The sequence below is a fragment of the Pseudomonas sp. LBUM1676 genome, from assembly GCF_059695605.1.
Genome location: NZ_CP166777.1, coordinates 1,135,526 through 1,159,705, shown reverse-complemented (window position 1 = coordinate 1,159,705; position 24,180 = coordinate 1,135,526). Strand labels below are relative to the sequence as shown.

Annotated in this window: 17 protein-coding genes; 12 read left to right on the top strand and 5 right to left on the bottom strand. The window is 59.6% G+C overall.

The annotated features are described in order from the left end of the window. Window positions 1-276: 276 nt before the first annotated feature. The 10 genes from ACA041_RS05250 to aauR all read left to right on the top strand — a co-directional run bounded on the left by ACA041_RS05250 (window position 277) and on the right by aauR (window position 12,415). A complete protein-coding gene (locus ACA041_RS05250) occupies window positions 277-1,128 on the top strand; it encodes an MIP/aquaporin family protein (protein WP_497440175.1) in 852 nt (283 codons plus the stop codon). A gap of 75 nt (window positions 1,129-1,203) precedes the next feature. After that, a complete protein-coding gene (gene glpK, locus ACA041_RS05245; protein WP_497440174.1) occupies window positions 1,204-2,709 on the top strand; it encodes a glycerol kinase GlpK in 1,506 nt (501 codons plus the stop codon). 95 nt (window positions 2,710-2,804) lie between these two features. Further along, the gene (locus ACA041_RS05240; protein ID WP_497343380.1) at window positions 2,805-3,560 is read left to right on the top strand and encodes a DeoR/GlpR family transcriptional regulator; all 756 of its coding nucleotides are present in this window, start codon (window positions 2,805-2,807) and stop codon (window positions 3,558-3,560) included. Between the two features lie 219 nt (window positions 3,561-3,779). After that, the gene (glpD, locus tag ACA041_RS05235) at window positions 3,780-5,318 is read left to right on the top strand and encodes a glycerol-3-phosphate dehydrogenase (RefSeq protein WP_497440173.1); all 1,539 of its coding nucleotides are present in this window, start codon (window positions 3,780-3,782) and stop codon (window positions 5,316-5,318) included. Window positions 5,319-5,764: 446 nt separating this feature from the next. Next, complete coding sequence (locus ACA041_RS05230; RefSeq protein ID WP_497440172.1) at window positions 5,765-6,679, top strand: glutamate/aspartate ABC transporter substrate-binding protein; 915 nt, start codon at window positions 5,765-5,767, stop codon at window positions 6,677-6,679. Window positions 6,680-6,874: 195 nt separating this feature from the next. Beyond that, window positions 6,875-7,621 carry an amino acid ABC transporter permease gene (locus ACA041_RS05225; RefSeq protein WP_150763762.1) on the top strand — a complete coding sequence of 249 codons (747 nt, stop codon included), beginning with the start codon at window positions 6,875-6,877 and terminating at the stop codon, window positions 7,619-7,621. Further along, a complete protein-coding gene (locus ACA041_RS05220) occupies window positions 7,621-8,292 on the top strand; it encodes an amino acid ABC transporter permease (protein ID WP_497442008.1) in 672 nt (223 codons plus the stop codon). Before ACA041_RS05225 ends, ACA041_RS05220 begins: the two co-directional genes overlap by 1 nt. Then, window positions 8,289-9,023: an amino acid ABC transporter ATP-binding protein gene (locus ACA041_RS05215; protein WP_150763764.1), complete on the top strand. Its 735-nt coding sequence runs from the start codon at window positions 8,289-8,291 to the stop codon at window positions 9,021-9,023. The genes ACA041_RS05220 and ACA041_RS05215 overlap by 4 nt, the downstream gene beginning before the upstream one ends. Before the next feature lie 165 nt (window positions 9,024-9,188). After that, window positions 9,189-11,090 carry a two-component sensor histidine kinase AauS gene (gene aauS, locus ACA041_RS05210; RefSeq protein ID WP_497440171.1) on the top strand — a complete coding sequence of 634 codons (1,902 nt, stop codon included), beginning with the start codon at window positions 9,189-9,191 and terminating at the stop codon, window positions 11,088-11,090. After that, complete coding sequence (gene aauR / locus ACA041_RS05205; RefSeq protein WP_497440170.1) at window positions 11,087-12,415, top strand: two-component response regulator AauR; 1,329 nt, start codon at window positions 11,087-11,089, stop codon at window positions 12,413-12,415. The genes aauS and aauR overlap by 4 nt, the downstream gene beginning before the upstream one ends. A gap of 188 nt (window positions 12,416-12,603) precedes the next feature. On the opposite strand, the gene ACA041_RS05200 is transcribed toward aauR, so the two are convergent. After that, the gene (locus ACA041_RS05200; RefSeq protein WP_497440169.1) at window positions 12,604-13,635 is read right to left on the bottom strand and encodes an alpha/beta fold hydrolase; all 1,032 of its coding nucleotides are present in this window, start codon (window positions 13,633-13,635) and stop codon (window positions 12,604-12,606) included. A gap of 173 nt (window positions 13,636-13,808) precedes the next feature. Then, entirely contained in the window at window positions 13,809-14,204 is a 396-nt protein-coding gene (locus ACA041_RS05195; RefSeq protein ID WP_497440168.1) for a hypothetical protein, read from the bottom strand. Window positions 14,205-14,231: 27 nt separating this feature from the next. On the opposite strand from ACA041_RS05195, the gene ACA041_RS05190 reads away from it, so the two are divergent. Beyond that, complete coding sequence (locus tag ACA041_RS05190) at window positions 14,232-19,445, top strand: dermonecrotic toxin domain-containing protein (protein WP_497440167.1); 5,214 nt, start codon at window positions 14,232-14,234, stop codon at window positions 19,443-19,445. 102 nt (window positions 19,446-19,547) lie between these two features. Here ACA041_RS05190 and metE read toward each other — a convergent pair whose 3' ends face one another. Beyond that, window positions 19,548-21,860 carry a 5-methyltetrahydropteroyltriglutamate--homocysteine S-methyltransferase gene (gene metE, locus ACA041_RS05185; protein ID WP_497440166.1) on the bottom strand — a complete coding sequence of 771 codons (2,313 nt, stop codon included), beginning with the start codon at window positions 21,858-21,860 and terminating at the stop codon, window positions 19,548-19,550. Between the two features lie 120 nt (window positions 21,861-21,980). Here metE and metR point away from each other — a divergent pair, with 120 nt between their 5' ends. Then, window positions 21,981-22,898, top strand: coding sequence for a transcriptional regulator MetR (gene metR / locus ACA041_RS05180; protein WP_138968990.1), 918 nt, complete (start codon window positions 21,981-21,983; stop codon window positions 22,896-22,898). A 121-nt stretch (window positions 22,899-23,019) separates the two neighbouring features. Here metR and ACA041_RS05175 read toward each other — a convergent pair whose 3' ends face one another. Both ACA041_RS05175 and ACA041_RS05170 read right to left on the bottom strand, forming a co-directional pair. Next, complete coding sequence (locus ACA041_RS05175) at window positions 23,020-23,517, bottom strand: GNAT family N-acetyltransferase (RefSeq protein ID WP_497440165.1); 498 nt, start codon at window positions 23,515-23,517, stop codon at window positions 23,020-23,022. A gap of 2 nt (window positions 23,518-23,519) precedes the next feature. After that, the gene (locus ACA041_RS05170; RefSeq protein ID WP_497440164.1) at window positions 23,520-24,158 is read right to left on the bottom strand and encodes a LysE family translocator; all 639 of its coding nucleotides are present in this window, start codon (window positions 24,156-24,158) and stop codon (window positions 23,520-23,522) included. Window positions 24,159-24,180 lie beyond the last annotated feature (22 nt).

Sequence of the window (24,180 nt, the reverse complement as noted above, 5' to 3'; positions counted from 1 at the left end):
TGGCGGCGCCTTGTGCCGTTCGTCCATGTCCGGCCTGCCCCGTGAACGAAGTGGTCATTCACGTGACTAATAGTTCGATTGTGACTGACGGTTCACTTTCGACCTTTGACAGCAGCGTTTCTTGTCTATATTTTTTCGAATCTGAATACTGTACGAATGTATCACCGCAGCACCCAGCAGCAGGCCGAGAACAGGATGGGGATCCTGCCTCGGTGAAAATCGCGCTTTGACCACGATGAAAAAAGCGCCAGACAACAACAATAAACGAGGTTTTCAATGACAACTGCTTTACAACAACCGTCGCTATCGAGCCAATGCATGGCCGAATTCCTGGGTACTGCGCTCCTGATCTTTTTTGGTACGGGCTGTGTTGCCGCGCTCAAGGTGGCGGGTGCCAGCTTTGGCCTTTGGGAAATCAGCATCATCTGGGGCATCGGCGTGAGCATGGCGATCTACATGACCGCCGGTGTTTCCGGGGCCCACCTCAATCCTGCCGTCAGCATTGCCCTGAGCATTTTCGCCGACTTCGAAAAGCGCAAACTGCCTTTCTATATTCTGGCCCAGATCGCTGGTGCCTTCTGTGGAGCGTTGTTGGTTTACACGCTGTACAGCAATTTGTTCTTCGATTACGAACAAACCCACCAGATGGTTCGGGGCACTCAAGCCAGCCTCGAATTGGCGTCGGTGTTCTCCACCTTCCCCAACCCGGTCTTGTCCACGGCCCAGGCCTTCCTGGTGGAAGTGATCATCACCGCCATCCTGATGGGCGTGATCATGTCCCTGACCGACGACAACAATGGCTTGCCAAAGGGTCCGCTCGCTCCGCTGCTGATCGGCCTGCTGATTGCCGTGATTGGCAGTTCGATGGGGCCGCTGACCGGTTTCGCGATGAACCCGGCGCGCGACTTCGGTCCCAAACTGATGACTTTCTTCGCTGGCTGGGGTGAAATTTCCCTCACCGGCGGGCGCGATATCCCGTATTTCCTGATTCCGGTTTTTGCACCGATTGTCGGTGCCTGCCTCGGTGCTGCCGCCTATCGCGGGCTGATTGCCCGTCATCTGCCCAGCGCCCTACCTGCTACAAAGGACGCAGCACCGGCCATTGACGGCAAACCACGAACTTCTTGATAGCGTTGGCGTGCGATCCTGCCCATTCGATCCCGCGCCTGATCCCACTCCCTTATTTCGTCCAAGGCAATCGACATGACCGACATTCAGAATAAGAACTACATCATTGCCCTCGATCAGGGTACGACCAGCTCCCGCGCGATTATTTTCGACCGTGACGCGAACGTGGTCTGCACCGCCCAGCGCGAATTCGTCCAGCATTACCCGCAACCAGGATGGGTTGAACACGACCCAATGGAAATCTTCGCCACCCAAAGCGCGGTGATGGTCGAGGCCCTGGCGCAAGCCGGCCTGCATCACGACCAGGTGGCGGCCATCGGCATCACCAACCAGCGCGAGACCACCGTGGTCTGGGACAAGATCACCGGCCGCCCGATCTACAACGCAATCGTCTGGCAGTGCCGGCGCAGCACCGAGATCTGCCAGCAGCTCAAGCGCGACGGCCATGAGCAATACATCAGCGAAACCACCGGCCTGGTCACCGACCCGTACTTCTCCGGCACCAAGCTCAAGTGGATCCTCGACAACGTCGAAGGCAGCCGCGAGCGCGCACGCAAGGGCGAACTGCTGTTCGGCACCGTCGACAGCTGGCTGATCTGGAAATTTACCGGCGGCAAAGTGCACGTCACCGACTACACCAACGCCTCGCGCACCCTGCTCTTCAACATCCACACCCTGGAGTGGGACGCGAAGATGCTGGAGGTGCTGGATATTCCGCGCGAGATGCTGCCGCAAGTGAAGTCCTCGTCCGAAATCTACGGCCACACCAAAAGCGGCATCGCCATCGGCGGTATTGCCGGCGACCAGCAAGCGGCCCTCTTCGGCCAGATGTGCGTCGAGCCGGGCCAGGCGAAAAACACCTACGGCACTGGTTGCTTCCTGCTGATGAACACCGGCGACAAAGCCGTGAAGTCCAAGCACGGCATGCTCACCACCATCGCCTGCGGCCCGCGCGGCGAAGTGGCTTACGCGCTGGAAGGTGCCGTGTTCAACGGCGGCTCTACTGTTCAATGGCTGCGTGACGAACTGAAGATCATCAACGACGCCCACGACACCGAATACTTCGCCAACAAGGTCAAGGACAGCAACGGCGTGTACCTGGTGCCAGCCTTTACCGGCCTGGGCGCGCCGTATTGGGACCCGTACGCCCGCGGCGCCTTGTTCGGCCTGACCCGCGGCGTGCGCGTGGACCACATCATCCGTGCCGCGCTGGAGTCGATTGCCTACCAGACCCGCGACGTTCTCGACGCCATGCAACAGGACTCCGGCGAACGCCTGAAGGCCCTGCGCGTGGATGGCGGCGCCGTGGCGAACAACTTCCTGATGCAATTCCAGGCCGACATCCTCGGCACTCGGGTCGAGCGTCCGCAAATGCGCGAAACCACCGCACTGGGCGCCGCCTACCTGGCCGGCCTGGCCTGTGGCTTCTGGGGCAGCCTGGATGAGTTGCGCGGCAAGGCGATAATCGAGCGCGAATTCGAACCGACCCTGGAAGAAAGCGCCAAGGAAAAACTCTACGCCGGCTGGAAAAAAGCCGTCAGCCGTACACGTGATTGGGAACCACACGAAGGCGCTGAATAAGCCAGGCCCGGTACTCGTATCGGTATGTAACTGGCAGGGAGCAGATTCCTCCGGCATCATGGGCAAATTTTGCACGGCAGCCCAAAGGACGCCCCATGAATCTGCCTCCCCGTCAGCAGCAAATCCTCGAACTGGTCCGCGAACGCGGCTATGTCAGCATCGAGGAAATGGCCCAGCTGTTCGTCGTTACACCGCAAACCATCCGCCGCGATATCAATCAGCTCGCGGAAGCCAATCTGTTGCGTCGCTACCACGGCGGCGCAGCCTACGACTCCAGCGTCGAAAACACTGCCTACGCCATGCGCGCCGATCAGATGCGCGATGAAAAACAGCGCATCGGCGAAGCCATTGCCGCGCAGATCCCCGATCACGCCTCCCTGTTCATCAATATCGGTACCACCACCGAATCGATTGCCCGGGCACTGCTCAATCACAATCATCTGAAGATCATCACCAACAACCTGCACGTCGCCTCGATGCTCAGCGCCAAGGATGATTTCGACGTGCTGCTGACCGGTGGCAACGTGCGCCGTGACGGCGGCGTGGTCGGTCAGGCCAGTGTCGATTTCATCAACCAGTTCAAGGTCGACTTCGCCCTGGTGGGCATCAGCGGCATCGACGAAGACGGCAGCCTGCTGGACTTCGATTATCAGGAAGTGCGGGTGTCGCAGGCGATCATCGCCAATGCCCGAAAAGTGATCCTGGCGGCTGACTCCAGCAAATTCGGGCGCAATGCCATGATTCGCCTGGGGCCGATCAGCCTGATCGATTGCCTGGTGACCGACCAGCAGCCTGTGCCGGCCTTGGCGCAGTTGTTGAATCAGCACAAGATTCGGCTCGAGGTCGTTTAAACCTGACATCCATGGCGCCTGTACCGGCGCCTTCGCGATACCCCTTACGGGCCCTACCGCGCATCTAAAATGTTCGAAAATTTTCCTTTTCCAGCCCTTCGATCAGTATTTTCAATCGAAGTTAGCTGGCTGTGGGCGGCTTTATGGGCTACCATTTTCGCAAATGAACATTAATGTTCGAAATCCAATACCGAAAATCAAAAAACCCGAGGCCAGCCGATGCCCACTTCTACCTTGCCTACGCCCCCTCTCGCCGAGGTCTACGATATCGCCGTCATCGGTGGTGGGATCAATGGCGTGGGGATAGCAGCGGATGCCGCCGGCCGCGGTCTTTCGGTGTTCCTTTGTGAAAAGGATGACTTGGCCAGCCACACCTCGTCGGCCAGCAGCAAGCTGATCCACGGTGGCCTGCGCTACCTTGAACATTACGAATTCCGCCTGGTGCGCGAAGCCTTGGCCGAGCGCGAAGTGCTGCTGGCCAAAGCTCCGCACATCGTCAAGCAGATGCGCTTCGTGTTACCGCACCGTCCGCACCTGCGCCCGGCCTGGATGATCCGCGCCGGCCTGTTCCTTTATGATCATTTGGGCAAAAGGGAAAAACTCGAAGGCTCGAAGAGCTTGAAGTTCGGTGCGGACAGCCCGCTGAAAAGCGAAATCACCAAAGGTTTCGAATACTCCGATTGCTGGGTCGATGACGCGCGCCTCGTGGTACTCAACGCCATGGCCGCCCGCGAAAAAGGCGCCCACGTTCACACCCAGACACGTTGCGTCAGCGCCCGGCGCACCAAGGGCCTGTGGCACCTGCATCTGGAACGCGCCGATGGCAGCCTGTTCTCGATCCGCGCCAAGGCGCTGGTCAATGCGGCTGGCCCGTGGGTGGCCAAGTTCATCCGTGACGACCTGAAAATGGAGTCGCCGTACGGCATCCGTCTGATCCAGGGCAGCCACCTGATCGTGCCGAAGCTGTACGAAGGCGAACACGCGCACATTCTGCAAAACGAAGATCAGCGCATTGTGTTCACCATTCCGTACCTGAACCACTTCACCCTGATCGGCACCACCGACCGCGAGTACACCGGCGACCCGGCCAAAGTGGCGATTACCGAAGGCGAAACCGATTACCTGCTCAAAGTGGTCAACGCCCACTTCAAGAAGCGCATCAGCCGCGACGACATCCTGCACAGCTATTCCGGGGTTCGTCCGCTGTGCAACGACGAATCCGACAATCCCTCTGCCGTTACCCGCGACTACACCCTGGCGTTGTCGGGCACCGGCGAAGAAGCGCCGTTGCTGTCGGTGTTCGGCGGCAAGCTGACCACCTACCGCAAACTGGCAGAGTCGGCGTTGGCGCAGCTGGCGCCGTACTTCAAGGACATCAAGCCGAGCTGGACCGCCACTGCCACCTTGCCGGGCGGCGAAGAAATGACTACGCCACAGGCACTCAGTTCGCTGATCCGCGACAAGTTCGACTGGGTACCGAGCGAGATCTCTCGCCGCTGGGCCACCACCTACGGCAGCCGCACCTGGCGCATGCTTGAAGGTGTGCAGAGCCTGAACGATCTGGGCGAACACATCGGTGGCGGTCTATATACCCGCGAAGTCGATTACCTGTGCAGCGAAGAATGGGCGACCACGGCCCACGACATTCTGTGGCGCCGCAGCAAGCTCGGGTTGTTCACTACTCCGGCAGAACAGCAGAAGCTGGCGGATTATCTAGGCAAGGTCGAACACAACCGCAGCAAGATCGAAGCGGCCTGATCGACAAGCCGGTTGCAGCAAAGCCCCTGAATTTCACGATTCAGGGGCTTTTTTGCATTCTGCCGGTCCACCCTCTACCCCCTGTGGGAGCGAGCCTGCTCGCGAAAGCGCAATGTCAGGCAACATCAATGCTGGATCTGATGGCCTCTTCGCGATCAGGCTCGCTCCCACAGGGAATGTGTCCGGCCTGATATTCGGTTTTCCGAACGCGACCCGGCGGTCGATTCGGTTAACCGGACTATTCATCGCAAGCAGCTACACCATAAATATTTAATCCCCTTATAAATCAATAGGTTGACCTAATAGCCCTGGCCTGGCACGAGTCATGCTCTACACTCTTGGACGAATGCCTGTTGTGCCGACACTTCAGGGGCCGTCAGGCATTCGAAGCACAAAAAGGGCCGATGAACTGGCTCCATAAAAAAAACAATGTCGAGGAAAATTTGATGCGCATCGTTCCCCATCTCCTGGGCGCAGCCATTGCTGCCGCTCTGATTAGCACTCCAGTTTTCGCTGCCGAACTCACTGGCACACTGAAGAAGATCAAAGAGTCCGGCACCATCACCCTCGGGCATCGTGACGCTTCCATTCCGTTTTCCTACATCGCGGATGCTTCCGGCAAACCGGTGGGCTACTCCCACGATATTCAGCTGAAAATTGTCGAAGCCATCAAGAAAGACCTGAACATGCCTGACCTCAAGGTCAAGTACAACCTGGTCACCTCGCAGACCCGTATCCCGCTGGTGCAGAACGGCACCGTGGACGTCGAGTGCGGCTCCACCACCAACAACGTCGAGCGTCAGCAGCAAGTTGACTTCTCTGTCGGCATCTTCGAAGTGGGTACCCGCCTGCTGTCGAAAACCGCCTCGGAATACAAGGACTTCGACAACCTGAAAGGCAAGAACGTGGTGACCACCGCCGGCACCACGTCCGAGCGCATCCTCAAGTCGATGAACGCCGACAAGCAGATGGGCATGAACGTGATCTCCGCCAAGGACCATGGCGAGTCCTTCCAGATGCTGGAAACCGGCCGCGCTGTTGCCTTCATGATGGACGACGCCTTGCTGGCCGGTGAAATGGCCAAGGCCAAGAAGCCGACCGACTGGTCGGTGACCGGTACTGCCCAGTCCTACGAAATCTACGGCTGCATGGTTCGCAAGGGCGACGATCCGTTCAAGAAGGTGGTCGACGACGCAATCGTCGCGACCTACAAGTCGGGCGAGATCAACAAGATCTACGAGAAATGGTTCATGCAGCCGATCCCGCCTAAAGGCCTGAACCTGAACTTCCCGATGAGCGACAAGCTCAAGGAACTGATCGCCAATCCGACCGATAAAGCGGCTGACGAAAAGAAATCCTGATTTCTGACTAATCTTATCTCCTGACAGGGCATCTGCCCTTTCAGGAGGTTGTCACTCCCTGCTGGCATTTTTGGAAAACACTCGAACCGGTGTCTGTCGAGCCGCTCGCGTGTGCCTGATCATCAAGATCGGGCGGGAACGGAGTTTCCCCCAAGCGGGTATCTGTACATCGATTGAATCCGAGGGGAGACCCTGATGAATTACAACTGGGACTGGGGCGTTTTCTTCAAGTCCACCGGCGTGGGCAGCGAGATTTATTTCGACTGGTACCTGTCCGGCCTGGGCTGGACCATCGCCATCGCCGTCGCGGCCTGGATCATTGCGCTGCTGCTGGGCTCGATTCTGGGCGTCATGCGCACGGTGCCGAACCGCATCGTGTCAGGCATCGCGACCTGTTACGTCGAACTCTTCCGAAACGTGCCGCTGCTGGTGCAGCTGTTCATCTGGTACTTCCTGGTACCCGACCTGCTGCCGCAAAACCTGCAGGACTGGTACAAACAGGACCTGAATCCAACGACTTCGGCTTTCCTCAGCGTCGTCGTGTGCCTGGGCCTGTTCACCACCGCGCGAGTCTGCGAACAAGTGCGTACCGGTATCCAGGCGCTGCCCCGCGGCCAGGAATCCGCCGCTCGCGCCATGGGCTTCAAGCTGCCGCAAATCTACTGGAACGTGCTGCTGCCCCAGGCTTACCGGATCATCATTCCGCCGCTGACCTCGGAATTCCTGAACGTGTTCAAGAACTCCTCCGTGGCTTCGCTGATCGGTCTGATGGAATTGCTCGCGCAGACCAAACAGACTGCCGAGTTCTCCGCCAACCTGTTCGAAGCCTTCACCCTGGCCACGCTGATCTACTTCACCCTGAACATGGGCCTGATGCTGCTGATGCGCGGCGTCGAGAAGAAAGTTGCCGTACCGGGCCTGATCTCCGTAGGGGGTAAATGATGGAATTCGACTTCTCGGGCATCATCCCGTCCCTGCCGGGCTTGTGGAACGGCATGGTCATGACCCTGCAACTGATGGTGCTGGGCGTCGTCGGCGGGATCATCCTCGGCACGATCCTGGCACTGATGCGCCTGTCCCACAGCAAACTCCTGTCGAACATTGCCGGCGCCTACGTTAACTACTTCCGCTCGATCCCGCTGCTGCTGGTCATCACCTGGTTCTACCTGGCGGTACCGTTCGTGCTGCGCTGGATCACCGGCGAAGATACGCCGATCGGCGCGTTCGCATCCTGCATCGTGGCCTTCATGATGTTCGAAGCGGCGTACTTCTGCGAAATCGTCCGGGCCGGCGTGCAGTCGATTCCCAAGGGCCAGATGGGTGCTGCCCAGGCCCTGGGCATGAACTACGGCCAGATGATGCGTTTGATCATCCTGCCGCAAGCGTTCCGCAAGATGACGCCGCTGCTGCTGCAACAGAGCATCATCCTGTTTCAGGACACCTCATTGGTTTACGCGGTCGGCCTGGTGGACTTCCTCAATGCCTCGCGGGCCAGCGGCGACATCATCGGTCGCTCCAACGAGTTCCTGATTTTCGCCGGTTTCACCTACTTCATCATCAGCTTTGCCGCCTCGCAGCTGGTCAAGCGTCTGCAAAAAAGGTTCGCCGTATGATCTCTATCAAGAACGTCAACAAGTGGTATGGGGACTTCCAGGTACTGACTGATTGCAGCACCGAGGTCAAAAAAGGCGAGGTGATCGTGGTGTGCGGACCGTCCGGCTCCGGCAAATCCACCCTGATCAAATGCGTCAACGCGCTGGAACCGTTCCAGAAAGGCGACGTGGTGGTCGATGGCACGTCCATCGCCGACCCGAAGACCGACCTGCCGAAACTGCGTTCGCGCGTCGGCATGGTGTTCCAGCATTTCGAACTGTTCCCGCACCTGAGCATCATGGACAACCTGACCATCGCTCAGGTCAAGGTGTTGGGTCGCAGCAAGGATGAGGCCTCCAAAAAAGCCCTGCAACTGCTCGAACGCGTCGGTCTTTCCGCCCACGCCAAAAAGCACCCCGGCCAACTCTCCGGTGGCCAGCAGCAGCGTGTGGCGATTGCCCGTGCACTGGCGATGGACCCGATCGTCATGCTGTTCGACGAACCGACCTCGGCGCTCGATCCGGAAATGGTCAACGAAGTGCTCGACGTGATGGTGCAACTGGCCCATGAAGGCATGACCATGATGTGCGTGACCCACGAAATGGGCTTCGCCCGTAAAGTGGCGGACCGGGTGATCTTCATGGACCAGGGCAAGATCATCGAAGACTGCAAGAAAGAGGAGTTCTTCGGCGACATCAACGCCCGCGCCGAGCGTACGCAGCACTTCCTTGCCAAGATTTTGCAGCACTAAGTCCTGCCACCGCTTCCACCCCTGTGGGAGCGAGCCTGCTCGCGAAGACGGCTTAACAGTCAACATCGAAATTGACTGACCCACCGCTTTCGCGAGCAGGCTCGCTCACACAAGGGCCGGCGGCGATTCACAAGTAAGTGTTGTGGTTGACCCAAGGCATCTGTGATGAAATGCGACCCCACCCTCTATCGCGCCGCGCCGCCATCACTCGCCGTGAAACCCCGTCTGATTCGTCATCTGTTCCTGCCGCCACTGGTCATCGCCCTGATGATCGGCCTGGGTTATCTCGGCTTCTGGATCAGTGAGCACTACGGGATCCGCAGTCTTAGCGAGAACGGCCAGCGTCAGCTGGAACTGCATGCCCGCGCCGTCGAGAGCGAGATCAGCAAGTACACCTACCTGCCCAGCCTGCTGGAGCTCGAATCCAGCGTGTCCAGGCTGTTGAGCGACCCGTCGCCGGAGCATCGGCAGACGGTCAATGAATACCTCGAAGGCCTGAACCGGCGCAGCCGCAGTCGGGCCATCTACGTGATGGACACCACCGGCCGTGTCATGGCCACCAGCAACTGGCGCGATGTCGACAGTTACCTGGGTGAAGACCTGTCATTCCGAGCCTACTTCCAGAACGCCGTTCGGGGCCAGCCGGGGCGTTTCTATGGCATCGGCAGCACCAGCGGCGAGCCCGGGTACTACCTGGCCCATGGCCTGGAAGCACAGGGCAAGATCATCGGCGTCGCGGTGGTCAAGGTCCGCCTCGAAGCCATGGAAGAACGCTGGCAGCGGGCGCGCCTGGAAGCGTTCGTCAGCGACGAGAATGGCATCATCATTCTTTCCAGCGATCCGGCCCGACGGCTCAAGTCGGTGGTGCCGCTGAGCGACGAAACCAAGGAAAAACTCGCCCGCAGCCTGCAGTACTACTGGTTCCCGCTGAACGAACTGCAACCGCTGGCCCGGGAAAAACTGGCTGAAGGCGAGGAAAAACTGACCTTCCCGTCCAACAGCGAACTAATGTCCGAAGAAGAAAACATCAGCTACCTGTCGCAAACCCGACCGCTGAGTGACACCCCGTGGAACTTCACCCTGCTCACGCCCCTGCAGGACCTGCGCCGTGAAGCGATCAATCAGGGGATTCTGGTGGCGGTGGCGTTTGCCCTGGTGGCGTTCCTGCTGATCGCCTGGAACGAGCGGCGCAAGGTAATCGCCACCCGCCTCGCCGCCCGGGAAGCCTTGCAGGAAGCCAACAATCAACTGGAGCGTCGGATTACCGAACGCACCACCGACCTGCGCGCCAGCAACGAACGGCTCAAGGGCCAGATCCGCGAACGGCGCCAGGCCGAAGAGACCTTGCGCCGGGCCCAGGATGAACTGGTGCAGGCCGGCAAACTGGCGGCCATCGGCCAGATGTCGACCAGCATCGCCCATGAACTGAACCAGCCACTGGCAGCGCTGCGCACCTTGTCCGGCAATACCGTGCGGTTTCTCGAGCGTGGTCAGCTGGACGTCGCCAGCACCAACCTCAAGACCATCAACGAATTGATCGACCGCATGGGTCGGATCACCGCCAGCCTGCGCTCCTTTGCCCGTCGCGGCGACGACAAGGGCCAGGCCAGCCTCGGCAAGGCGGTGGACGCAGCCCTGCAACTGCTCGGCAGCCGCATGGAAAGCGCGCACCTGCAATTGCATCGGGATTTCACCGACGAGCAGGTGCAGATCGACCAGACCCGGCTGGAGCAGATCCTGGTCAACCTGATCGGCAACGCCCTCGATGCCATGCAGGCCCAGCCGCTGCCGCAGTTGTGGCTTGAAGGCGAGGTGTTTGATGGCAAATACCGTCTTCGGGTTCGCGACAATGGCCATGGCATCGACGCCGAAGCGCGCAAGCATCTGTTCGAACCGTTCTTCACCACCAAACCCGGCGAGCAGGGCCTGGGCCTCGGCCTGACGCTGTCGGCGAGCCTGGCCGCCGCCACCGGCGGACACCTGGGTGTCGAACACCCGGCCAACGGTGGTACCACCTTCGTCCTCAGTTTACCGTTGGTAAGCTCCCTTCACGCCGAGCCAATATGAACAACGACCTTAGTGTGCTGATCGTCGAAGACGATCCCCATGTCCTGCTCGGCTGCCAACAGGCGCTGACCCTGGAAGACATTCCCTGTGTGGGCGTGGGCAGCGCCGAAGAAGCGCTGGAGCGCGTCGGTGACAATTTTGCCGGGATCGTCATCAGCGACATCCGTCTGCCGGGGATCGACGGCCTGGAACTGCTGACCCGACTCAAGGCCCGGGATCGCAGCCTGCCGGTGGTGCTGATCACCGGTCACGGCGACATCTCCATGGCCGTCGGCGCCATGCAAAAAGGCGCCTACGACTTTATGGAGAAACCTTTCTCCCCCGAGCGTCTGGTGGATGTAGCCCGTCGTGCGCTTGAACAACGTAGCCTGGCGCGGGAAGTCTCCTCGCTGCGCCGACAACTGGCCGAACGAGATTCCCTCGAAGGACGGATCATCGGCCGCTCGCCGGCCATGCAGAACCTGCGGGAATTGATAGCCAACGTCGCCGATACCTCGGCCAACGTGTTGATCGAAGGCGAAACCGGCACCGGCAAGGAGCTGGTCGCGCGTTGTTTGCATGACTTCAGCCGCCGACACACCAAACAATTCGTCGCGCTGAACTGCGGCGGCCTGCCGGAGAACCTGTTCGAAAGCGAAATCTTCGGCCATGAAGCCAACGCATTTACCGGTGCCGGCAAACGGCGGATCGGCAAGATCGAACATGCCGACGGCGGCACGCTGTTCCTCGATGAAGTCGAAAGCATGCCGCTGCCGTTGCAGATCAAGCTGTTACGGGTGCTGCAGGAACGCACCCTCGAGCGCCTCGGCTCGAACCAGAGCGTGACGGTGGATTGCCGGGTAATCGCGGCGACCAAGTCCGATCTCGACGAGTCGAGCAAGGCCGGCGAATTTCGCAGCGACTTGTATTACCGCCTGAACGTGGTGACCCTGGAACTGCCACCGCTGCGCGAACGTCGCGAAGACATCCTGCAGCTGTTCGAACACTTCCTGCAGCAATCGTCCCTGCGCTTTGACCGCGCGATGCCGGAGCTGGACAACCTGACCCTGTCGAACCTGATGAGCCACGACTGGCCCGGCAATGTGCGTGAACTGCGCAACGTCGCCGAGCGCTTCGCCCTCGGTTTGCCGGCCTTCAAGAAATCCGGCGCCAGCGGCAGCAATCAAGGCCTGGCCTTTGCCGAAGCGGTGGAAGCCTTCGAACGCAACCTGCTCGGCGACGCCCTGCAACGCAGCGGCGGCAACCTGACCCAGGCCAGCCTGGAGCTGGGCATGGCCAAGACCACGCTGTTCGACAAAGTGAAGAAGTACGGGCTGAGTCACTGAGGGATCGGGGTGTACGCAAATCCCGAGTCCGGCAAAAATCCAATGTAGGAGCTGGCTTGCCAGCGAAGAGGGCGGCACATCCAACATCGATGTCGCCTGACACACCACCTTCGCTGGCACATTCAATATCATTGTTGCCTGACACGCCGCCTTCGCTGGCAAGCCAGCTCCTACAGGGGGGTGTGGGGTTACAGGAGGTTCGGTGCCGGCACCGGATCAATCTGCGCCCAATGCGACGTATCTTCGCGATGGGCCTGCAAGTACGGCAACACCGCCGCCAGCAACGGCGTCTTGAACGCTTCCTGGAAGCGATGGGCCAGGCCCGGGATCAGCTTCAACTGGCTGCCGCGGATATGCGCCGCCAGGTGTACGCCATGCATCACCGGCAACAGCGGATCGGCGGTGCCATGCACCACCAGCGTCGGTACCCGCAATTGGTTGAGCAGCGCCACCCGGCTGCGCTCGGCGAGGATCGCCATGATCTGTCGCTTCACGCCCTCGGGATTGAAGGCCCGGTCGTAGGACTGCGCGGCCTGATACAGCAGGGCTTGGCGATCATCGCTCACCGTCGGACTGCCCAGCGCTGCCAGCAAATCAGCCTGTTGTTCGAGGGCCACCTCACGATTTGGCGCTTCCCGGCGCGACAGCAGCTGCACCAGCGCCGCGCTCGGCGCCGGCAAGCCTTCGGCACCGGAACTGGTCATGATCAGGGTCAGGCTCTCGACCCGTTGCGGCGCCATGGCCGCCATATGCTGGGCGATCATCCCGCCCATGCTCGCGCCCAGCACGTGGAACTGCTCGACGTGCAAGGCATCCATCAGGCCAAAGGCATCGTCCGCCATGTCGGTCAGGGTGTACGGTGCCGCCACCGGCAAACCGAGTTTGTAGCGCAGCACTTCGAAGGTCAGGTTGGCTTCGACGGGCGTTTGCCGCCAGGTGGACAGACCGACATCGCGATTGTCATAACGGATCACCCGAAAACCCTGCTGACACAGCGCGACCACCACCTCGTCCGGCCAATGAATCAACTGCCCGCCCAGGCCCATGACCAGCAGCAACGCCGGATCCGACGCACGGCCAATGCTCTGGTACGCCAGCCTCACCTGCGCCAGATCGACCCGTTCGGTGGCAACATTTACCTCACAACGAGACGCCGCCATGGACGGCAGGCTGAACAGCGCGGCCAGAAAAATGGCCCCTGAAAAAAACAAAGCACGCATGAAAAACACCAAAACGCAGAACCCCAGTAGAGCGCGAGTCTGATGATATTTGTTCAAGTGCGCTGCCACAGTTGCGTGACAGTTTGATGAATATCGCTCAGTGGTCGATGCGGTAACTATGTAGTGCCAATGCCACGCAGAACTTTCTTTAAATGGCTCGCTCAGGAGCGGATTCACCACTCCCCACACCGAGCCATGTAGCCATGACCGATAGACTGCTCTTCGACCTCCCCTTCCCGGCGCCGGCTGTCATACCACCCTTCTCCCCGGTACCGCCCCTTCACGACGAAAGCCTGTTTCTGGATGCCTCGGCACGCTGGCGCGAAAGCAGCCAGGGCCTGCCCAAGCTGGTTGACACCGGTCCGGGAATTCGCGACACGCTCGATCAAATGCTCAAACAGCAACTGGATCTGGATGGACAACAAGCAGGCTTGCTCTTCGCGGCCACCAATGAACAGTCGGAACATTTTGTCAGCTTCACCCAGGCCTGCGCCTTTGTCCTGCAACACCCGACGCTGGAACCAGACCTTGATCGGCGCTGCCGCGTTGCCGGCCTGAATCAGATCCATCCCCTGTCCACCCTGCCTCCCCTGCAGATGCTCGAACGACTCAAGGCGCTCAAGCCGGTAGAGTCGCACGGCGAGCGCTGGCGAACCTTTTGGGACACCCGAGCCCCCGGTACCGCGATATCGCGACGAGCACGGGCGGTACAGCTCTACCGGAATCATTTCGAGGCCGCCGCCCAACTGGCACTCGCCCGCAAAACCCTGACAGCGGAGCAGTTCAAACCCTTGCAGTTGCTCATCGACCCACCCGTCGGGGCGCTGACTCTGAACGACCAGCCCATCCACACCGAGCAACTGGCCCTGGTGTTAAGCAACCACAGCAGAGTCAAACTCACGGGGGCGTGGGTCATCACCACGGGCGTTGCGGCTGACGTCAGCCAGTTGTTGTATTTGCCCAGCCGGCCCGTCGCCATCCAGCGATTCAATCAGCGCAGCGACATGGAAGACTGGCTGTCGCGACAGGCACTGGTCCCGACCGGCCTGCCAACCGATAACATACGCTTTGAGTACACCGCAGCAACCGACCCGATGGTCGTGGGTTCAAGCGATCTGTTCGCGGCTCACCAGCAAGCCCAGATCAGCGCTCTACTCCACGGAACCCGCGGCAAACCGGGGTTGGCGATGCATGGCGCACAATCCCTCGTCCAGGCCGACCAGATTGGTCGGGACCGTAATAAGGTCACCGTTTTCGCCTCGCCGCCCAGGCTCGAAGTCGCCGAAAACAATACCGAGGCAGATCGAGCGTCACTGTTCGGCAACCTGTATGCCGATATCCCCTGGTCCTTGCGCCAGGCTGCGCTGAAAAAACAGCGCGATGCACTCGAAACACTGGTGAAAAAAGTAGGTGTGGGCGAGGGTCTGCAACCGTTCAAGGACTCGATCGACACTTTGGAAACCGCCGAACAAGACGCCGACAAGGCTGCCTCGGCCTTGCTGGAACGGTCGCGAACACTGGAGCCTGTAGCATTCCAGCGTGAATTGACCGCCCTGCACAACGCCCATAAGGCAGGACTGCACGCCGAGGCCGCGCTGCAATTGGCCCTCGAGCAACTGAGCGACGATGAATGCAACTTGCTCAAGGCCCTGCTGGATACTCCCGACGATCCGGGCCCCGACCCGGTGGCGGCTGGCCTGACGCTATCGATGAGCAAACAGGACGGTGACAAAACCACGGTCACCACCCAGGAATTCAACGGCGCGTTTATCATCACCCGAGGGGATGCGCTGGGCGATCCCGACTCGCCACACAGCATGCTGCTTTACTTGTCTGGAACCGGCGGTGGTCTGCAACGGTTCGCCAACCGTCGCGAACTGGAGCGCCAGGTATTCAAGGTTCATGATCGGGACGGCGAACTGACGGTGCAGCTGAAAAAAATCACCGGCGACGCGCTCCAGTATGGCTTGAACCAACTCTCCAGCGAATTCGAAGGACAGGCCGACGCATTACGCCAGCGTCATTCAGAACCGGACCAGGCCGCACAGCTTGCCGAACAACTGGACATTTTGCGCAAGCGCGCCCTCGCCACCTTGCAGGTTCCGGTGCATGCCGCCAGAAGCCTGGCGTTTACCCATGTGCTCGAGCAAAACCGCAGTGGCACCCTCGCTTCCAATCTGCCGGACTGGCTCCGTACACTGAAAGAGACTGATCGCGGCCGGCTCAAAAAACTGATCGCAGCGTACATTTTGGCGATGCGCCAAAGCCACAAGCTCATGACAATCGCCCTGGAACCGCGGGACGACTACACCCGCAAACACTTGCACGCCCGCCTGAGCAAAGATTTCTCGCTCAAGGGTCATTTCGACGTGCATGTGAATCTGCCCGACTCCGTCACGTGGGAAACGCAACACTCCTCAGGGCCATCCGGACCGCAGCGAACGTCGGTCATGGTGCCCAGCACCACGTACAGCAAAATGTCACTGGCAGACTTGGGCCAGCTCAACATCGACCCGCTTAAATCGGTGCAACAGGATCCGCTGTCGCAGCGATTGGTCTTCATGCGACTGGAGGTCACCGCCACGGATTCAGCAGAACGCTTTCGTCTGCTCAACGGCATCAATCTGCAGTACCTGCGCAAAACCCTGCCGGAACTGGACCTGCCTAAAACTTACGAACAACTGATCCGCGATGCCTTCCAGGGCGGGCTCAGCGAGTCCGCTTTCGTGAAGGAACATCGCCGTGAGAGCCTGATCGAGCCCTGGCGCTTGATGCTCAAATTGCAGGGAGAATGCGCGCACCAGCAAAAACAGCTCAACGACGACCAACTGAAAGTGCTGAACATCGCCATCGACGCCAACACGCCTGAAGCCTGGGACGCCGATGGCCAGCGCATCGTCATACTGGCGGTCGACCTGAGCGTGGGTGGTAAAGATACACCCAATCAATTGGGCGTCACTTTGTCCGGGGTGACGCTCATCGAAGAACAGATCAGCGGCAAGTTTCTGCTGTATTTGCCCGACAGCCCTGATGGCCAGTTCCTGCACCGTTTCAACAGTCGTGCCGAGGCGTGCGAGAGACTGTTCAAACTGTGCGTGCATGACAAGTGGGTCAGCTATCTGGCCGGCCGGGCCCTGAAGGGTGACGTACGAGCCCATGAAAGTCGCATCAAACAGGCTGTGCTTAACGACTTCAAAACCTTATTCGAGGTTGGAGAACGCTGGACGCCGACCACTTCATTGGCCGCGCACCTGCTCAACGCCCATATGGGACGCCTGATCGAAGCCCATCGCGACACATCCCGATCCAACGATGCACTGTACTTTGAGCGTCACGCCCTTTCCGGTCCCCGTGCCTTCAATTACATAAAAATGGCTATGGGGGTGGTGCCCTTTGTCGGTACGGTCCTCTCCCTTTACGATGCCTGGACCGCCGCGAACCGGGCAACGGCGGCCTTTTTACGCGGCGATGTGGGCGACGGCCTGACGGAAGTCGAATCGATGTTGTTGTCGTTGGTCGACGCGCTCATGGATCTGCTTCCCGGTGAAGCGATCACCGGGGTGCTTTCCCGGACAGCCCGCTCCCTTACGCGTACTCGCCAGGCTCATAAGCTGCTCAGAAATGTCGCCGCGATGCATGGAATCTCACAGCGTCAGGCCCGGCATGTGGTGAAACGCTTTATCGGCTACGAATATGAAAAGCCGATGTCCTTGACCGGGGTGCAGCCGGCCACTCACGGCATTTACCGTGGCATCTACCGTCATGCCGACGGTGACTTCATCGAACGCCAGGGGCGCATCTTTCAAGTGGAGCTCAGCAAGGATTCACGCAACTGGCGATTGTTCGGCAATTCCAGAAAAACCTACAAGCAGCCCATTGCCCTGGATGAAACAGGCCATTGGGACACCTGGTACGGCGTCTATGGGACGACCTTCGAAGGCGGTGGGCTCGGCGGCGGGCAAGTGTTCGGGCTCCTGGCAGATGCATTCGATCCGATCTGGCCGCAGGTGATTCGTCAACGGTTGCCACGCTATTTGACCGATGCGACTTATCGCCGCATCGAGCAGTTGAAAGCCACAATTGAAGACCTTGGCAACCGATTTGACACCCAACGACTTCGAACCGATGCTGCGCTCGAGCGGTTCAGGAACGGCCAAAAGGAAATGCTCCCAAAACTTGAGCAGACTGCCGAGGCCGCTTGCAAAGCCGATATCGATCTGGGCATTCGGCGATACGAGGCAGCAGTTGAACTTCAGCGTCTAAACGGTCTCGATACGAAAGGCGCGCAAACCGAATGCACCTGGATGCTGGCTGACCGGTTCAAAATTCGCCTTCACTTGACCGGTAGCCGGATCACGTCATTAGTGGATGAGGCTGAACAGCTTTCGAAGCGACTGGACGAATTGCCGGAAGGGGCGCTCGATCAGTACCTGAGCCTGATGGAGAATCTGCGTCAAGTGCGTGTAAAAATCGTGAGCGGAATGGATCAGATGGACGAATTCATGGACAAGATGAACCGATGGTTCCATGCGACCCCCCCTCCGCCAAAAAATAAGAAAAATCCGACGAAAGATCAAATAACCTTCGACGCACTGAGGAAGGAAATTGAATTTTTAAATCAACAGCTCAGCACTTTCAAAGTGCTGGTGGTGAAAACCGGCCACCTGATGGAAATAGTCAAGCGCGTTGGCACCACCAGCGATATGTCCTGGATCGATTTGCAAAAACAGACAAGGAGCCTTCGCGAAAAGTTTGACCGCGCCCTGTTTACGCATCATAGCCTGGGGGAAATCAATACCACCCGAACACAGCGCAATCAGATACTTCAGGATTGTCTCGAGATTTACACGCAATTGCGTCGCGGTATGCGAGCCTGGACCGCCAGCTATCCTCAACACTTCCATCTGGAGGCGGTTGAGCCGCTACTGACAAACATCGAAAAGATGGCCGAGCGAGCCCGCAAAGCCATCGGCAAGGCCACCGTCGATAAACCGACCGGACAGGGTGACAAAAAAGTCTTCACCACCGAAGACGATCAATTGCTTATCGGGACGGAGCAATGGGAAAAAACGACCCAGACGCGGCAATACGTCTTGACTGGGACAGGTGGAGCCGAGGAAATCTGGGAGCAAGCCAGCAACGGCAAATTCCGTCTTTTGAACCCGCAAGACACGGTATCGACGCCACCTCAACGCAATCTCGCAGCGGTACTGGCCGATGCGCAGCAACGCCTGGATGCCCAACCGACCTATCAGGCCAAGGTTCAGTCCTACGCCGACCAGGACATGCTCCCGGTCGACCTGCAACACATGATGGACAGTGAAGCCGACGAACTGACCCGCCGCGCCCTGCGCCTCGAGGAGATGGATGCGCAAAACCCGCTCATTCAACAACTGCGCGACAAGGCCATCGAACTCACGGCCACCGGGCGAGCCATGCGTACCCGGCAAACGCTGAGTACCAAAAAACCCACGGATGGAATGCTCGAGGATCTGCTCAAACAAAAAGTCGTGAAAATCTTTAAAAACAGTCCGCTCAAAAACCTTGGCAAACGCAAGGATGGACGCACCGACTACATGCAGGAATATGAAGTCTGGACGGACTCACCTGAGAAGTTGTTATGGTATGCCCACTTTCACTACTCCAGTGCGAAACCGGTGATGCGCCAATTCGAGAAAGCCCACCTGAAGTTACCCGAGCACCGGTTTTTGACTCACGCGGACGACGCTAACCTGCCCTACGCGGATGTTGGCAAACAATCAGGCGTGGTTGCTGATTTCGAAGAGGCCAAGCCTAAGGTTGATCTGTAACAAGTTGCCCGCATCCCTCTATCTCGCGGGATTCGCTGAAACAAAAAAACCTGTTGAACCGCTAGGTTCAACAGGTTTTGCATAACTGAATCAGCCAGCCCCTTAAGCCAACTGACTGCGCAACTGCCGAGCCGCCGCCACCATGTTCACCAGCGCCGCCTCGGTCTCCGGCCACGCCCGTGTCTTCAACCCGCAATCGGGATTGACCCACAAGCGTTCGGCCGGGATCCGTTTCACCGCTTTGCTCATCAACTTGACCATCTCGGCCGTGTCCGGCACCCGTGGCGAGTGGATGTCGTAGACGCCCGGGCCAATATCGTTCGGGTAGTCGAACGCTTCGAACGCCTCCAGCAATTCCATGTCCGAGCGCGAAGTTTCGATGGTGATCACGTCAGCGTCCATGGCCGCGATGGCCTGGATCACGTCGTTGAATTCGCTGTAGCACATGTGGGTGTGGATCTGGGTTTCGTCACGGACACCCGAGGCGGTCAGGCGGAACGCTTGCACGGCCCAATCCAGATATTCCTGCCACTGTGCGCGGCGCAGCGGAAGGCCTTCACGAAACGCCGCTTCGTCGATCTGTACGATCTTGATCCCGGCACTTTCCAGATCAACCACTTCGTCACGCAGCGCCAAGGCCAGTTGTTGCGCCTGGATTTTGCGCGAGACATCTTCGCGCGGGAACGACCACATCAGCATGGTCACGGGACCTGTCAGCATGCCTTTCATGACCTTGTCGGTCAGGCTTTGTGCATAGGTGATCCAGTCGACGGTCATGGCGCTCGGACGGCTCAGGTCGCCGTAGATGATCGCCGGTTTCACACAACGCGAACCGTAGCTCTGCACCCAGCCGAAGCGGGTGAAGAGATAACCATCAAGCTGCTCGGCGAAGTACTCGACCATGTCGTTGCGTTCGGCTTCACCGTGTACCAGCACGTCCAGCCCCAGGCGCTCCTGGACTTGCACGGCATGGCGGATTTCGCTGTGCATGGCGTCGGTGTAATCGTTGGCTGACAGCTTGCCTTGCTTGAAGGCCTGGCGTGCCAGGCGGATCGAACCGGTCTGCGGAAACGAGCCGATGGTGGTCGTGGGAAACGCCGGCAGTTGCAGGCGAGCGCGCTGCTGCTCGATACGTTTGGCAAACGACGAATGACGTTGGCTGTCCGCGGTGCCAATGGCATTGATGCGCGCTTGTACCTCGGCTTTATGGATGCGCGGCGACTCGACACGACTCGCCTGAACGGCGCGGCTTTCGGCCAGTGCGGCTTGCACCTTGGGCGATTGCGGATCGTTGAGGGCATCACGCAGTACCGCGATTTCACCGCACTTCTGCACGGCAAACGCCAGCCAGCTTTTCAGTTCCGGGTCGAGCTTATCTTCGCGCTCCAGATCCACCGGGCTGTGCAGCAGCGAGCAGGAACTGCTGACCCACAGGTTGTCGCCGAAACGTTCCTGGGCAAATTGCAGTTGTTCAAGCACGGGCTCCAGCTCACAACGCCAGACGTTGCGCCCGTTGACCAGGCCCACCGAGAGAATCTTGTAGGTTGGCAGGCGATCGAGCACGTGCAGCAGTTGGTCGGGGGCACGCACCGCGTCGATGTGCAGGCCTTGTACCGGCAGGCCGACCGCCAGGCCGAGGTTGTCTTGCAGACCGCTGAAGTAGGTCGCAACCAGCTTTTTCAGTGGCGAGTATTGAAGGATGTGGTAAGCGCGCTCGAACGCATTTTTCCAGGCTTGCGGCAGGTCGAGGGTCAGGATCGGTTCGTCAATCTGCACCCACTCCACGCCTTGTGCGGCGAGGCGACTGAGGATTTCAGCGTACACCGGCAGCAGGCGCTCCAGCAGGTCGAGCTTGTCGAAGTCGTTGCCTTTAGCCTTGCCCAGCCACAGGTAAGTCAGCGGGCCGATGATCACTGGCTTGACGTTGTGGCCCAGGGCCTTGGCTTCGTCGACTTCATCGAACAGCTGTTCCCAGCTCAACTTGAACTGCTGGTCAGCGCTGAACTCCGGGACCAGATAGTGGTAGTTGGTGTCGAACCACTTGGTCAATTCCTGAGCGTATTGCGCCTTGCCGTGTTCACCGCCGCAGCAGGTCGCGGTAGCGCCACGGGCCATGGCGAACAGGGTGTCGAGGGTTGGCAAGCGCTGTTCGTCCCTGGCGCTGTCGAAACGCTCGGGGATCACGCCGAAGGTCAGGGAATGGGTCAGCACCTGGTCGTACCAGGCGAAGTCGCCGACCGGCAGCAGATCGATACCGGCATCTTTCTGCAACTGCCAATGGGTGGCGCGCAGTTGGCTGCCGACGCTTTTCAGCGCATCCTGATCGAGGTCGCCTTTCCAGTAGGATTCGAGGGCTTTTTTCAGTTCGCGGTCAGCGCCGATGCGTGGGAAACCAAGTGTGTGTGCCAGGGCCATGATGAAAATTCTCTCCATAAAAGATGCTGTAAAACATGGCGCTATTGTCGACACTCAACCCAACATGAGACAAACTCAACCTTTTCGTGTTGATCACAAGTTTTCCTCATGGAGCCCCCGGTGCTTGAAATCCGTCACCTGAAGACCCTGCACGCCTTGCGCGAAGCCGATAGCCTGGTGGATGCGGCCGACCGCCTGCACCTGACCCAGTCGGCCCTGTCCCACCAGTTCAAGGAGCTGGAGGAGCGCATGGGTATGCCGCTATTCGTACGCAAGACCAAACCGGTGCGCTTCACCAGCGCCGGCTTGCGCCTGCTGCAGCTGGCCGACGCCACCCTGCCGCTGCTGCGTGGCGCCGAACGGGACATCGCGCGGCTGGCCGGTGGCACCGCCGGGCGTTTGCACATGGCGATCGAATGCCACAGCTGCTTTCAGTGGTTGATGCCGACCATCGACCAGTTCCGCGATGCCTGGCCGGAAGTCGAACTGGACCTGGCCTCGGGCTTCTCCTTCGCCCCACTGCCAGCCCTGGCCCGAGGCGACCTGGACCTGGTGGTGACCTCCGACCCGCTGGAACTGGCCGGGATTACCTATGTGCCGCTGTTCACTTACGAAGCGATGCTCGCGGTGGCCAATCAGCACCGCCTGGCCGGCAAGGCCTATATCGTCCCGGAAGATTTGCTCACGGAAACCTTGATCACCTACCCGGTGGAGCGTGATCGGCTGGACATCTTCACCCGCTTCCTGGAACCGGCCGACATCGAACCGGCCCAGGTCCGCACCTCGGAACTGACGGTGATGATGATGCAACTCGTGGCCAGCGGCCGCGGGGTGTGCGGCATGCCACATTGGGCGCTGCATGAGTACAGTTCACGGGGTTATGTGAAGGCCAAGCGGCTGGGGGAAAAGGGTTTGTTCGCGACCCTGTATGCGGGGATTCGCGCCGATATGCTGGATGCGCCGTACATGCGCGATTTCCTGCTGACGGCCAAGGACACGTCGTTCTCGACCCTCGATGGCGTCAGCGCGGTTCGTTGACCCCCTGTAGGAGCGAGCTTGCTCGCGATGGACGTGAGGGCGCCGCGTTAATCCAGGCAGCCCCCGTCTTCGTTAACGTCCATCGCGAGCAAGTTCGCTCCTACAGGGGATTGTGGTGGTATCAGATTTCTCGCCACATATGGAGCTTGTCGAAGTACTCCTCGCCTACCCGTACCGCCATCGGCTCGAGGCCGAACTGGATGAAGCCGCAGCGCTCGTAGAGGTTGATCGCCGCTTCGTTGCCGGCGGTCACGGTCAGCTGGACCAGCTTCAGGCCCTGACGGTCCTGTGCGTCAGCCAACGCTGCCTGCATCAGCGTGTAACCCAGCCCGCGCTGCCGGAATTTGCCGGACACGTACATGCCAAACACTATCGCCTTGTGCCGGGCTTTCTCCCGTGGCTCGAAGGCCAGGCCGACGATGCCCGCCAGCGCGCCCTCTTCGAACGCGCCGAACAGCACGTCGAGTTTGCTGGTCAGGCGCGATTCCCACCAGCTCAGCGGCATCACGGCGCGCTCGCGTACGCTGGAGGTAAACGCCTGGGGATGCAGGTCATAGGCTTCGAGCATCAGTGCCCGATAGTCAAGGGCATGACTGGCATCCAGCCGCTCGATCCACATGTTCAGGCTGTCCGTCGTTGCTCAAGCATCAGCCGCACTGCCAGTCCCGACAGTACAAACCCCATGAAGTAGCGCTGCACTGACAGCCAGGACGGGTTGTTGACGAACCACGACGCAATGCCCGCCGCAAAAACGGCGATCAACAGATTGACGCAGAAACTGACGCTGATCTGGGTCAGGCCGAGGATGATGCTCTGGGTAAACACCGAGCCATGCTCAGGGGTGATGAACTGAGGGAACACCGACAGATAGAACACGGCGATCTTCGGGTTCAAGGCACTGGTCAGAAAGCCCATGGTCATCAGTTTGCGCGTCGAGTCCGGCGGCAATTGCTGCGCTTCGAAGGGTGAACGCGCACCCGGCTTGACCGCCTGCCAGGCCAGCCACATCAGGTACAGCGCGCCGGCCCACTTCAGCACTTCATAGGCCATCGGCACCGCCAGGAACACCGCGGTCAAACCGGCCGCCGCCGCGAACAGGTGCACGAAGAACCCCGCGACCACGCCGAGCAACGACGTTACTCCGGCCTTGCGCCCCTGGCAGATCGAACGGGAGATCAGGTAAATCATGTTCGGCCCCGGCGTCAGTACCATCAGCAACGCGGCGGCGGCGAAGATCAGCAAGTCTTGAAGCGGGATCATGGCAGGTCCTTGGCGTGAATGA

Bases quoted from the DNA above. Each gene is read 5' to 3' on its own strand.
- aauS (WP_497440171.1), top strand. From the start codon at position 9,189: ATGAAATGCGACCCCACCCTCTATCGCGCCGCGCCGCCATCACTCGCC.
- ACA041_RS05200 (WP_497440169.1), bottom strand. From the start codon at position 13,635: ATGCGTGCTTTGTTTTTTTCAGGGGCCATTTTTCTGGCCGCGCTGTTC.
- ACA041_RS05250 (WP_497440175.1), top strand. From the start codon at position 277: ATGACAACTGCTTTACAACAACCGTCGCTATCGAGCCAATGCATGGCC.
- ACA041_RS05215 (WP_150763764.1), top strand. From the start codon at position 8,289: ATGATCTCTATCAAGAACGTCAACAAGTGGTATGGGGACTTCCAGGTA.
- ACA041_RS05170 (WP_497440164.1), bottom strand. From the start codon at position 24,158: ATGATCCCGCTTCAAGACTTGCTGATCTTCGCCGCCGCCGCGTTGCTG.
- aauR (WP_497440170.1), top strand. From the start codon at position 11,087: ATGAACAACGACCTTAGTGTGCTGATCGTCGAAGACGATCCCCATGTC.
- ACA041_RS05190 (WP_497440167.1), top strand. From the start codon at position 14,232: ATGCTCGAACGACTCAAGGCGCTCAAGCCGGTAGAGTCGCACGGCGAG.
- ACA041_RS05175 (WP_497440165.1), bottom strand. From the start codon at position 23,517: ATGTGGATCGAGCGGCTGGATGCCAGTCATGCCCTTGACTATCGGGCA.
- ACA041_RS05230 (WP_497440172.1), top strand. From the start codon at position 5,765: ATGCGCATCGTTCCCCATCTCCTGGGCGCAGCCATTGCTGCCGCTCTG.
- ACA041_RS05225 (WP_150763762.1), top strand. From the start codon at position 6,875: ATGAATTACAACTGGGACTGGGGCGTTTTCTTCAAGTCCACCGGCGTG.
- glpK (WP_497440174.1), top strand. From the start codon at position 1,204: ATGACCGACATTCAGAATAAGAACTACATCATTGCCCTCGATCAGGGT.
- metE (WP_497440166.1), bottom strand. From the start codon at position 21,860: ATGGCCCTGGCACACACACTTGGTTTCCCACGCATCGGCGCTGACCGC.
- ACA041_RS05220 (WP_497442008.1), top strand. From the start codon at position 7,621: ATGGAATTCGACTTCTCGGGCATCATCCCGTCCCTGCCGGGCTTGTGG.
- ACA041_RS05195 (WP_497440168.1), bottom strand. From the start codon at position 14,204: ATGGATCTGATTCAGGCCGGCAACGCGGCAGCGCCGATCAAGGTCTGG.
- ACA041_RS05240 (WP_497343380.1), top strand. From the start codon at position 2,805: ATGAATCTGCCTCCCCGTCAGCAGCAAATCCTCGAACTGGTCCGCGAA.
- glpD (WP_497440173.1), top strand. From the start codon at position 3,780: ATGCCCACTTCTACCTTGCCTACGCCCCCTCTCGCCGAGGTCTACGAT.